12 protein-coding genes are annotated in these 11,812 nt (G+C 65.3%); 2 read left to right on the forward strand and 10 right to left on the reverse strand.

Going from position 1 to position 11,812, the window contains the following annotated elements; translation table 11 throughout:
* The 7 genes from EN738_RS21410 to EN738_RS21440 form a co-directional block, all read right to left on the reverse strand.
* A partial coding sequence (locus tag EN738_RS21410) for a shikimate kinase (RefSeq protein ID WP_281034317.1) occupies window positions 1–163 on the reverse strand: 163 nt, incomplete at its 3' end.
* 77 nt (window positions 164–240) lie between these two features.
* Window positions 241–1,230 (reverse strand): ABC transporter permease, encoded by a 990-nt coding sequence (locus EN738_RS21415; RefSeq protein WP_127285456.1) that lies wholly within the window; start codon window positions 1,228–1,230, stop codon window positions 241–243.
* Window positions 1,227–2,207, reverse strand: coding sequence for an ABC transporter permease (locus tag EN738_RS21420; RefSeq protein ID WP_127285457.1), 981 nt, complete (start codon window positions 2,205–2,207; stop codon window positions 1,227–1,229). The genes EN738_RS21415 and EN738_RS21420 overlap by 4 nt, the downstream gene beginning before the upstream one ends.
* Before the next feature lie 13 nt (window positions 2,208–2,220).
* Window positions 2,221–3,765, reverse strand: a complete 1,545-nt coding sequence (locus EN738_RS21425; protein WP_127285458.1) for a sugar ABC transporter ATP-binding protein — start codon at window positions 3,763–3,765, stop codon at window positions 2,221–2,223.
* A gap of 81 nt (window positions 3,766–3,846) precedes the next feature.
* The gene (locus EN738_RS21430; RefSeq protein WP_127285459.1) at window positions 3,847–4,971 is read right to left on the reverse strand and encodes a sugar ABC transporter substrate-binding protein; all 1,125 of its coding nucleotides are present in this window, start codon (window positions 4,969–4,971) and stop codon (window positions 3,847–3,849) included.
* 305 nt (window positions 4,972–5,276) lie between these two features.
* Complete coding sequence (locus tag EN738_RS21435; protein ID WP_127285460.1) at window positions 5,277–6,305, reverse strand: LacI family DNA-binding transcriptional regulator; 1,029 nt, start codon at window positions 6,303–6,305, stop codon at window positions 5,277–5,279.
* A gap of 149 nt (window positions 6,306–6,454) precedes the next feature.
* Window positions 6,455–7,687 carry an MFS transporter gene (locus tag EN738_RS21440; protein WP_127285461.1) on the reverse strand — a complete coding sequence of 411 codons (1,233 nt, stop codon included), beginning with the start codon at window positions 7,685–7,687 and terminating at the stop codon, window positions 6,455–6,457.
* 170 nt (window positions 7,688–7,857) lie between these two features.
* Between EN738_RS21440 and EN738_RS21445 the strand changes: the two genes are divergently transcribed.
* Window positions 7,858–8,145 (forward strand): DUF3175 domain-containing protein, encoded by a 288-nt coding sequence (locus tag EN738_RS21445; protein WP_127285462.1) that lies wholly within the window; start codon window positions 7,858–7,860, stop codon window positions 8,143–8,145.
* A 20-nt stretch (window positions 8,146–8,165) separates the two neighbouring features.
* Here the strand turns inward: EN738_RS21445 and EN738_RS21450 are convergent, their stop codons facing one another.
* Both EN738_RS21450 and EN738_RS21455 read right to left on the reverse strand, forming a co-directional pair.
* Window positions 8,166–8,942 (reverse strand): FadR/GntR family transcriptional regulator, encoded by a 777-nt coding sequence (locus EN738_RS21450; RefSeq protein ID WP_127285463.1) that lies wholly within the window; start codon window positions 8,940–8,942, stop codon window positions 8,166–8,168.
* A 102-nt stretch (window positions 8,943–9,044) separates the two neighbouring features.
* Window positions 9,045–9,941: an NAD(P)-dependent oxidoreductase gene (locus EN738_RS21455; protein WP_127285464.1), complete on the reverse strand. Its 897-nt coding sequence runs from the start codon at window positions 9,939–9,941 to the stop codon at window positions 9,045–9,047.
* Window positions 9,942–10,059: 118 nt separating this feature from the next.
* Between EN738_RS21455 and EN738_RS21460 the strand changes: the two genes are divergently transcribed.
* Entirely contained in the window at window positions 10,060–10,998 is a 939-nt protein-coding gene (locus tag EN738_RS21460; RefSeq protein ID WP_127285465.1) for an NAD(P)-dependent oxidoreductase, read from the forward strand.
* A 117-nt stretch (window positions 10,999–11,115) separates the two neighbouring features.
* On the opposite strand, the gene EN738_RS21465 is transcribed toward EN738_RS21460, so the two are convergent.
* On the reverse strand, window positions 11,116–11,812 hold a 697-nt coding region (locus tag EN738_RS21465), incomplete at its 5' end, for a FadR/GntR family transcriptional regulator (RefSeq protein WP_145966894.1).

The raw sequence follows: 11,812 nt of genomic DNA on the forward strand, positions 1-11,812 counted from the left end.
CATCCAGCCAGCCGGCGCGCAATTCGTCGGTGAGCGGCTCACCGCTTGCCATGCGCGCCACGTTCTCGGGCGGATGCAGCCTGTCGCCCTCGACGAATGCCGCACCCAGCGCCGCCGCCAGCGACTCGCCGACTGCGGACTTGCCACAGCCGGCCACCCCCATCGCCACGATGGCCAGTGGCGGTCGGGCGTCGCTCGTCCGTGCCTCGCTCGGCAGCGGTCCAGCTTTTTCGGTCACGGTCAGCGGCTCGCCGGCGCCCGGCCGTAGAGCAGGAGCATGACGACGATGACCACGCCGTAGACGATCTGCCGCCCTGCCTCCGGCATCTGCATGACCGAGAGGATGGACTGCAGAAGCGTGATCAGGATGACGCCTGCGACGGTGCCCAGATAGGAACCGCGTCCGCCAAGGATCGAGGTGCCGCCGAGCACAACAGCAGCGATCGACGGCAACAGATAGGCATCGCCCATCGACTGCGCCGCCTTCGAAGCGTAACCGGCCAAAAGCACGCCGCCAAAGGCCGAGAGTCCGCCAGAAACCGCGAAGGCGACCATCACCACGCGGCGTGTGTCGATGCCCGAAAGATAGGCGGCGCGCTCCCGGTTACCGATGCCGTAGACGGCGCGGCCGAATCCGGTGCGGGTCAGCAGGAAGACCATGGCCGCTCCGATCAGCGCCCAGATGATGACGGCGTTGGGCACCGCCGGAATGGCAAAGCCGGTCGCCAGATAGCGCATCGCCGGCGTTGCCGAATCCTGCGGCGAGAAGCCTCCCGTGTAGACCACCATCAGCCCTTGCGCGACGGCATTGGTGGCCAGCGTGATGATCATCGAGGGGATGCGCAGGTACGCGACGCCGATGCCGTTGACGACGCCGATCGCGATGCCGCAGACAATGCCGAACGGGATGGCGAGCACCGACCCGAGCGGCCCGTAAGCCGCGGCCGCGCACGCCATCATGGCGCCGACCGCCACCGACCATGGCACCGACAGGTCGATCTGGCCGAGCAGGATGACCAGCATCATGCCGGTGGCGATGACGCCGAGGAACGATGCCACCTTGAGCTGCTGCAGCAGATATTCCGGCGACAGGAAGCTGCGCGAATAGAGGCTGCCGACAAGCAGGAGCAGCACGATGCAGGCGAAGGCGGTGACGACGGCCGGATCGGCGCGGCGAAGGAATTTCGGCATGCGCCCGGCAATGCCGCCGATGAGGGTCGTATCGCTCACAGGAACCACTCCAGCCGGTTGCGGACCCTGAACAGGGCGAAGGCGCCGAGGCTGACCGCGATCAGCAGGATAACGCCCTGGAACAGCGGCTGCCAGAGCGGGTCGAGGTCGAAGACGAAGAGCAGGTCGCCGATGGTGCGGAAGGCCAGCGCGCCGAAGATCGCGCCGAGCGCGCTGCCCTTGCCGCCGAACAGCGAGACGCCGCCGAGCACCACGGCGGCGATCGAAAACAGCGTGTAGGCGTTGCCGCTGGCATAGGCGGCGTCGCCCGTATAGGTGAAGAAGGTCAGGAACAGCCCGCCGATCGCGGCCAGCAGCCCGGCAAGCGTGTAGGCGACGAATTTTCCGCGCCGGATCGGCACGCCCGACATGTAGGCGGCGGTTTCCGAGGAGCCGGCGGCGTAGGCCGCGCGGCCAAGCTCCGAGCGGCTGAACGGCACCCACACGATCAGCACAACGACCGCCAGCGCGACCAGGCTCGCCGGGACCAGGCCGAACAGCCGCCCGGTGAGGGCGTCGGCAAGATCCTCATTGACCGAACCGCCGGGAAACGGCCGCAGCAGCAGCGCGAGGCCGAAATAGACGGCACCGGTGGCGATGGTGGCGACGATCGGCTGCAGCCGTCCATAGATGACGATGGCGCCGTTGATGGCGCCGCAGACGAGCCCGGTGCCGAGCACGGCGATGACGCCGAAGGCGGTCTCGAGGCCGGTGCCGATCACCAGCCAGGAAGCCAGGCAATTGGTCAGCGTGAAGATCATGCCGACCGAAAGGTCGATGCCGGCGGTGATCACCACCAGTGTCTGCGCCATGGCGACGAAGGCAAGCAGCACGCCTTTGTTGGCGGCCGTCTGCACGACATTGGCGGTAAAGCCGGCCGGATGGTTCGCGCTGTAGATCGCGAACATGGCGACGAAGATACCGAGTGCGAGCAACGTTCCGCGTTGCTCGGCCAGCCAGTAACGCCAATCCTTCACGCTACGATCCCCTTCATGCGCCCTCTCCCTGCAGCGGACCGGCGCCCTCGCCGTGGATGTTGAGCGCGCTGGCGATCAGCGCATGCTCGGTGATCTCGGCACCGACCAGCTCGCGCTTGACCGCCCCGTCATAGAGCACCAGCACCCGGTCGCAGCAGCCGATCAGTTCGTCATAGTCGGTCGAATAGAACAGGATCGCGGCCCCGGCGTCGGCGAGCTTGCGCATCAGTTGGTAGAGTTCCTGCTTGGTGCCGACATCGATGCCGCGTGTCGGGTCGTTGAGCAAGACGATGCGCGGCTGCCGCATCAGCCATTTGGCGATGACGACCTTCTGCTGGTTGCCGCCCGACAGCGCGCCGACCGGAATGTCGAGGCCGGCGGTCTTGATCGCGAGCAGCTCCACCATGTCGTCGATCAGCCGCTGCTCGGTCGCGCGGTCGATGACGCCGGCCTTCGACAGCCGGTCGAGCGCCGCGAAGGAAAGGTTCTCGCGCACCGTCATCGGCAGCATGAGCCCCTCGGTCTTGCGGTCCTCGGGGATGAGCGCCATGCCGATGCGGCCGTCGCGCGCGGCTGAGGGACTGGCGATGGAAACCGCCTTGCCATCGACCAGTATCTCGCCGGCAAGGCCGCGCAGCACGCCGAAGAAGGCAAGCAGCAACTCCCGCTGGCCCTGGCCGTCGAGGCCGCCGAGGCCGACGACCTCGCCCGCCCCGACGGTGAGCGAGACATTGTCCAGCCGGTCGGTCCAGCACAGGTTGCGCGCCTCCAGCACCGGGACGGCGGCACCGTGCCGCGCCGGCTTCGGCGGGAAGATGTGGCTGTATTCGCGTCCGATCATCAGTTCGACGACCTCGCTGTCACTCTTCGAGCCGGCCGCGTAGCTGGCGACGTTGCGGCCGTTGCGGAAGACGGTGCACTGGTCGGCAAGCTCGGCGATCTCGTTCATCCGGTGCGAGATGTAGAGCAGCGCCAGCCCCTCTTCCCGCAGCCGCTTCAGCACGCCGAAGATCTTGGCGACGTCGGTCGCGGTCAGCGCCGAGGTCGCCTCGTCGAGGATCAGGATGCGCGGCTTGCGGGCCAACGCCTTGGCGATCTCGACCATCTGCCTTCTTGAAAGTGGAAGGTCCTTCACCAGCGCCAGCGGGTGGATGTCGGAAGCACCGGCGCGGGCGAGCGCCTCTTCGGCGATACGGCGCTGCGCCTTGCGGTCGATCAGGCCGAAACGCTTCGGCGGATCGGAAATGACGATGTTGTCGGCGACGCTGAGCTCGGGGATCAGCGACAGCTCCTGGAAAATGCAGACGATCCCCGCCCGGTTGGCCGCCGCCGGCGAGGCGAAACTCACCTCGCTTCCGTCGAGCAGCATACGGCCCTCATCGGGCGCCACGACGCCGGCCATCACCTTGATCAGTGTCGACTTGCCGGCGCCGTTTTCGCCGAGAATGGCATGGATGCTGCCCGCCGTGACGGACAGCTCCGCCTTTTCCAGAGCCCGCACGCCGCCATAGCGTTTGGATATGCCTTGCATGCTAAAGAGCGGAACCGCGCCGTCCATCAGCCCTCCGAGGCAATTTGCTGTCGACAGGTGGCAAGCAGCCGGAGCCGCGGGAGATGCCCGCCGCTCCGGCCGGTCAGACTACTTGTTTTCCTTGGTCTGGCCCATGATTTCCTGCGCGGTGAAATTGATCCCGCAGGTCGGGAAGGAATTGCCGACGAAGAAATTGTCGGACTGATCGGGGAAGTAGTCCTGGCCTTCCTTGAAGTTCGGATCCTCGACGATCGCCAGCGGCAGTTTCACCGATTGCGGCACGACGTTGCCCTCGAGCGCCGAGATCGCCGTCTTGATCGCGACCGCCACCTGGGCGGGGCCGGTGCCGGCAGACGAGCACTTCAGGCCATCGGCGGCGTGCGCCGCGCAGAACTTGCGGAAGCCATTTTCGGTCTCGCCGCCGAACGGCACGAAAGCATGCTTTGCATCGATCATCGCCTGCACGATGCCGGTGTCGCCGCCCTGGCCGGTGATGCCGACGAACGGACCGTTGGTGGCGATGGCGTCGGCGGTGACCTTCTGCGCTGTCGGATCATCCCATTTGCCGGCGACTTCGGTGACGTCCCACTTCTTGCCCGAAGCGTCCAGGACCTCATGGATGCCATTGTGGCGATCGGTGTCGACCGAGGTACCGGCAACACCGCGTACTTCAAGGATCTTGCCGCCATCGGGTATATGGCTGATCAGCCACTTGGCCCACAGTTCTCCGAGGCCCTTCTGGTCGACATTGACGTTGATGGCATCCTTGGTGTCGAGGATGTTGTCGAAGGCGACAAGGACGACGCCGGCTTCCTTGGCGCGCTTGATCACCGGCCCGAAGGCCGTCGGGTTCTGGGCATTGACGACGATCGCATCAAAGCCGGAATCGATGAAGTTGTTGATCGCCGAAATCTGCGCCGGGACATCCTCGCCGGTCGATACGACCTTGAATTCCTTCAGCTTTGCCGCGACGTCCTTCTGCGCGGCATAGGCCTTGGCCGTCTGGATCATCTGGATGCGCCAGGTGTTGGCGATATAGCCGTTGGCGAGCGCGATGCGGTACGGGCCATCCTTCTTGGGGAATTTGAAGAACTGGGTGTCGGCCGCCCACGGCGCGAAGCAATCCGGCTCGGCTGCCGGCCCCTTGACGACTTCCGGCTCGGCGATCGCCGATGAGCTCAGCATGACGAATGCAGTGGCGGCAACGATGCCACCAACAAGTGACTTGATCATTGATATTCCTCCCGGTTGCAGTTCTGCTTGATGCTGCGTGGTTCTGGCGCCTATCCACATCTGGGAAGGCCCTCCAGCCTTGCCCATGACGCCTTTCAGGGTGGCGGTTTGCCACCCGATGCCCCTCCTCCATCTCCCTCAAGGAGAAAACAAAGCTAGCATATTATATATAATAAACAAGCATGAGCTGTCGCTTATATATAATAAACAGACCTCGATCTTGCTTTGAATTTTCGCGCGAAACAACTGGTAGCGCTACCATTGCGCAGTGTAAACCGGCATTTGCACAGTCGCTTCTGCGTGTTTCACCGTGCTGTGCTCTCGCGCCGCATCAGCTCGAAGCCGAGGTCGACAACACGCTGTCGCGGCCTCTCCCCCGCGATCGCCGCCAGCGCCATGGCGACTGCCTGGCGGCCGATTTCATAGCGATGGGTGCGGATGCTGGTGACCGACGGAAACGCCGCCTGCATCATGTCGAGATCGTTGAAGCCGACGATGCCGATGGTCTTGGGAACTTCGATAGCGGCGCGATGGCATTCGAACAGGACGCCAAGCGCGATATCGTCATTGTTGCAGAAAACCGCGTCGAGCGACGGCATCTTGGCCAACGCATCGCGAAGAAGCTCGCGACCGAGCGTCACGCTGGACAGCAGTGGCGTGGTGGTCACCAGCCGCGGGTCGAACAGGCCCGCCGCTTCCATGGCGGCGCGATAGCCGGCCAGGCGCCGCTGCGAGCGCGGGTCCATGCGGGCGCCGATGAAGCCGACCCGCCGGTAGCCCGCCTCGATCAGGTGCTCGGTCGCCGCCCGGCCGCCGTCGAAATGCGAAAAGCCGACCAGCATGTCGACCGGATCGGGACCGGTCTCCATGACCTGAACCACCGGGCAGCCGGCCGTCTCCAGCAGGCGGCGCGAGGTTGGCGTCTGGTCGATGCCGGCCACGATCAAAGCCGCCGGACGTTGCGGCGCGAACACCTGCAGGAGGCGCTCCTCTTCGAGGCCGGAATAATGGGTGTTGCCGAGCTGGATGCGGAAGGGACTGTCCGACAGGCTGTCATAGATGCCGCGCACGACCTCGGCGAAGACGTTGTTGGTGAGCGACGGCACCAGTACGCCGAACACCTCGGCGCGGGCCGAGGCCAGCGCCCTTGCGTTCGGATCGGGAACGTAGCCGAGCTCGTCGACGGCGGCCTGGATCTGGCGGCGCAGCTCTTCCGAAACCCGCCCCGGTTCGCGCAGCGCCCGCGATACGGTGATCGCGCCGACGCCGGCCTTGCGCGCCACGTCGGCGATGGTCGGACGGCCGCCGCCGCGGCGCGAGCGCGGCTTGGTCACCGCCCTGCCCTCGACGCCCCGCCATCTCCCAGGCTGGGCCGCGAAACGATGGTCTTTGTCGGTATCGCCATGCCAATCCCTCGCCGCGCCATTCTGGCGTCGCGCAGCCTGCCGCCCTTGTCAAGCAGGCGGGACCCCGCGGCCCGCCGTCAGGCCATCGCCATGGCGCTGCGCCGCGCCTTCCACATCAGCAGGAGGATGGCCGCCAGATTCACCAGGTTCCAGGCGATGCCGTTGAGGAAGGCGGCGGCATAGGAGCCGGTGAGATCATAGATCCAGCCCGACATCCAGCCGCCGACCGCCATGCCGAAGATGGTGGCCATCATGACGATGCCGACGCGCTGGCCGGCCTCCCTTGCCGGCATGTAGTCGCGTATGATGATCGCATAGCAGGGCACGATGCCGCCTTGCGACAGGCCGAAGACCAGCGACACGACATAGAGCGAGGCAAGCCCGTCGAAGGGGATGTAGAACAGCAGCGACAGGCATTGCAGCACCGAGCCGATCAGCAGCGTCCTCACCGCGCCGATGCGATCGGCAAGGAAGCCCGAGCCGATGCGGCTGGCGACGCCCGCCGCCAGCATGATCGACAGCATGTCGGCGCCATGCGCCATGCCATAGCCGAGGTCCATGCAATAGGCGACGATGTGCACCTGCGGCATCGACATCGCCATGCAGCAGCCGAAGCCGGCGACGACCAGCAGAAGCTGCAGCGCCGACGGCGAAAGCGAGATCGGCCGCACCGGACGGCCGCCGGCAGTGCCGGCCATCGCTTCATGCGGAGCGCCGCGCCGCAGCATCAGCACCAGCGGCACCATTGTGAGCAGGCAGACGACGCCGATCGCCGCGTAGGTGAAGCGCCAGCCTTCCGCCCGCATGATCGTCGGCATGACGAAGGGCCAGACCGCCCCGGCGAGGTAATTGCCCGATGCCGCCACCGTCACCGCGACGCCGCGGCGTCGGTTGAACCAATGCGAGATGTCGGCGATCAGCGGGCCGAAGATCGCCGACGTCCCGACGCCGATCAGAAGTCCCTGGACCAGGGTGAAGCCGAGGATCGAACTGGTGAGCGAGGCGAGCAGGAAACCGGCGCCGAGCGCCGTCGCGGAAACCAGCGCCGGGATCCAGTAGCCCACCCGGTCGATGGCGCGGCCGACCAGCACATTGCCGGCGGCAAAGCCGACCATGGTCGCGGTATAAGGCATCGAGGCCGCGGCACGATCGACGCCGAACTCCGCCTGCACCGCCGGCAGCACCACGACCACCGCCCACATGCCGACACCGCCGATCGTCGCCAGAACCACCGAGATGGCGAGCCGGATCCAGGCATAGGCGCTGTCGATGCCTGGGCTCTGGGCGCGGCTGGAGAAGGTGGTGGCCAAGGCGTTTCCTGTCCGCGGTGTTTTCGGGATCGAGCGGTTCGGCTCCACTATTCGGCGCATCGGCGGGCATCGAGCAGCGCCACGACAGGCAAATCCGTCGCTCCAGAAGCAAGGATCCCGCGGGAACAGACATCTCCGCGCTGAGTTTCCGTCATGAAAGGAGTGCTGCCATGACCGCGAAACGAAAATGGTCGGCCGAAGTGACCGGGCACAGCAACGCGATGGATCTCGAGGAGCATGTCTTCGAATCCGACGATGCCAGGAAGATCGCCGCCTCGCTCAAGCGATCGGCCGAGCACAGCGACCGGCGCAAGGCCGAGCCGTTCCAGTCCGCCATGTCGATGCTGAACTTCTACATCAACCGTGCCGGCAGCAACCTGCCGGCGGAACGCAAGCGAGTGCTGGAGAAGGCCAAGGACGAGCTGCGCGCCGCTTTCGGCCGCGAGCAAGACGATTGATTTCGCTCGGGTCGCGTCGTCTATCTTGATCTAATGACGTCGTCGGTGTTGGCGAGCAGCTTGCGCACCGCGGCGCGCGCCGCGTCCGGCCGCTGCAGCCGGATGTTCTTCTCGATCGCCTCATGCAGCTTCTGCGCATGCTGCAGGTCGTCGACCTCTCGCGTCGTGTAGCTGAACAGATGGTCGAACGCGGATTCGATCAGCACGCCGAGCGGCACCAGCAAGTCGTTGCCCGATGCCCTGAGAATGGCGAGGTGGAAGCGCGTGTCGGCGCGCGTCCGCTCCTGCAGCGTCGGCGCCTCGCCCATCTCGCGGCAGGCCTGGCTGATCTCGGCCATCTGTTCTTCGGTACGCCGCATCGCGGCGAAAGCCGTCGCCTCCGGCTCGATGATATGGCGGAATTCCTGCACCGTCTTCAGGAACACCTCGCGGTCGGGCGAGGTCGCGTACCAGGCAAGCACGTCGCGATCGAGCAGGTTCCAGCGCTCTTTCGGCTCCACCCAGCTGCCGATCTTCGGACGCGATGCCAAAAGGCTCTTGGCCATCAGCATCTTGATCGCCTCGCGCACGGCCGAACGGCTGACGTCGAAGGTCTCCGACCATTTGGCCTCGTTGGGCAGGATGGTGCCCGGCGGATAGTCGCCGCGCACAATCCGAAGGCCGATCTCGCTGGCCAGCGAAGCATGCACGCTCGATCCCGGAATGCGCGGCGCATCGGCTCGGCGAATGGCGGCCTGGCGCTCGGCGGACGCCGCCTGCTCCGGTGATTTTTCCTTGTTCGGCTTCCCGTTCCGCATCTGCCCCAGAAAGTCCGGATTTCGGACCCTGTCAAGCACGGCAAGGCTGATGGAGCGCAAAGCCGGCGGCTGTGCACAGATCAGCCACGGCTTTGCGCCCCATCAGGCCGTTTTGACGTATTTGCGCCAGCTGTGCTCCGGACGGAAGCCGAGCAGGTCGCGCGCCTTGCGGTTGGAGAGCAGCGTCTCGTATTCGCCGAGCTCCGCCTTGACCGGCACGTTCGGATAGAACCGCTTCAGGAGTTCCGCTGTCGGCAGGTCGGACGAGGTGTCGTCGTTGGCGGCGTTGAACACCTGATAGCCGAGCCCGTCCTTCTCGATGGCGCGGAGCGTGATCTGGCCAAGGTCGCGGGCGTCGACATAGCTCCAGGCGATCCGCTTGCGGAAGCCCGGATCGGCGAACCATTTCGGGAACAGCGAATACTCATGCGGCTCGATGACGTTGCCGATGCGCAAGGCGTAGATGTCGGTGCCGTTGCGCTGCGCGAAGGCGCGCGCCGTCTTTTCGTTGACGATCTTGGACAGCGCGTAGCTGTCCATTGGATCGACGTCGTACTCCTCGTCGAGCGGGAAATAATTGGGATCGCGCGGCTCGTTGGCGAAGACCAGGCCGTAGGTCGTCTCGCTGGACGCAACCACCACCTTGCGGATGCCGAGTTTCACCGCCGCCTCGACGACATTGTAGGTGCCCATCGCGTTGATACGGAACACCTCGTTGTCGGGCGTGATCATGATGCGCGGGATGGCGGCGAAATGCACAACGGAGTCGACCGGCTGCGGACGCAGCGACGGATCGAACTCGTGCAGGCCCATATAGCTCGACAGCGCGTTGAACACCTGACCGCTGTCGGTGATGTCGGTGATCAACGTGCGCACTTTCGGATTGTCGAGCGGCTTGGTGTCGATGTTGAGCACCTGGCAGCCATGATCGACCAGATACTGCACGACGTGCCGCCCTGCCTTGCCGCTGCCGCCGGTGAACATGATCCGCTTCGTCATTTCGCTCTCCACATCGCTCGATATTGCCGTGTATTGTCAGACAATATTGCATTCCGCAACCATATGCGGCAAGAACAACGGCGAAATTATCGATAATCCCCAGACAGGACGGAACGACATGACCACCACCGCTGCGCGCGAAAAAATCGGCTTCATCGGCCTGGGCCTGATGGGGCACGGCATCGCCAAGAACATCGTCGACAAGGGCTATCCGTTGACCTTCCTCGGTCGCAAGAACCGCAAACCGGCGGAGGACCTGGCTGGCCGCGGCGCCACAGAAGCGGCGACGTCACGCGAGGTGGCGGCATCATCCGACATCGTCTTCATCTGCGTCACCGGCTCGCGCGAGGTCGAAGCCATCATTCGCGGCCCCGGCGGCCTGAAGGAAGGGCTGAAGCAAGGCGCCGTGGTCGTCGATTGCTCGACCTCCGACCCGGTCTCGACGGTGGCGCTGGCGGCCGAACTCAAGGCGCTCGGCGTCGACTATGTCGACGCGCCGCTCAGCCGCACGCCGAAGGAGGCCTGGGAAGGCACGCTTGACGCCATGGTCGGCGCGCCCGACCCGGTTTTCAACAGGGTGAAGCCGGTGATCGAGACCTGGGCCGGCCGTATCGTCCATATCGGCGACACCGGCGATGGCCACCGCATGAAATTGCTCAACAATTTCATCTCGCTGGGCTACGCCGCGATCTATTCCGAGGCACTGGCGCTGGCCGAGAAGGTCGGCATCTCGCCGTCGCGCTTCGACAGCGTCATCCGCAACGGCCGCATGGACTGCCCCTTCTATCAGACCTTCATGCGCTGGACGCTTGAGGGCGACCGCGACGCGCATAAATTCTCCATCGCCAACGCCTTCAAGGACCTCACCTATCTGGAGTCCATGGCGGGCGCCGCCGGCATCGCCAACCCGCTCGGCAACGCCACCAAGAACTCCTTCGCCGGCGCCTTCGCCGCCGGCCCGGCCGAGCAGTTCGTGCCGATGCTGGCGACCCATATCGGCAAGGTCAACGGCGTCGACCTGATGCCGTCGAAGGACGGCGTGAAGCAAAAGATCTGAGCGCGACCCAGGAAAAATGGTACCGGTCGCCCGTCCGGCCTCGGTAAAACAAACGCTTAGAGCGGAATGCTGATTCTGGAGCTGAACGGCTCCGGGCCATGGAAGACGGACGTCGCGTCACCGTCGCGACCGCTGGATGACCTCGTCGGTGTTGGCGAGCAGCCTGTGCACGGCGTTTCTGGCAGCGGCCGGGCGTTTGAGGCGGATGCTCTTCTCGATGGCCTCGTGCAGCGACTGCGCCCGCCGCTGGTCGCTGTGCTCGCGCGTGACGAAGACGAACAGATGGTCGAGCGCCGATTCGATCAGCACGCCAAGCGGCACCAGAAGCTCGTTGCCGGAGGCGCGCAGGATGGCGAGGTGGAAGCGCGTGTCGGCGCGCGTGCGCTCCTGAAGGTTGGTGGCAGCCCCCATCTCTCGGCAGGCCTGGCTGATCTCCGCCATCTGCTCCTCGCTCCTGCGCATGGCGGCGAAGGCGCTGGCTTCCGGTTCGATGATGTGGCGGAACTCCTGCACCGTCTTCAGGAACAGTTCGCGATCCGGCGCCGTCGCGTACCAGGCCAGCACATCGCGATCGAGCAGGTTCCAGCGCTCTTTCGGTTCGACCCAGCTGCCGATCTTGGGGCGCGACGCCAAAAGGCTCTTCGCCATCAGCATCTTGATCGCTTCGCGCACCGCCGAGCGGCTGACGTTGAAGGTCTCCGACCATTTGGCTTCGTTCGGCAGGATGGTGCCGGGCGGATAGTCGCCGCGCACGATCCTGAGACCGATCTCGCTGGCCAGCGAGGCATGCACGCTGGACCCCGGGGTCCAGGCC

It is taken from the genome of Mesorhizobium sp. M4B.F.Ca.ET.017.02.2.1 (assembly GCF_003998955.1).
In the GTDB taxonomy this organism is placed as follows: Bacteria; Pseudomonadota; Alphaproteobacteria; order Rhizobiales; family Rhizobiaceae; genus Mesorhizobium; species Mesorhizobium abyssinicae.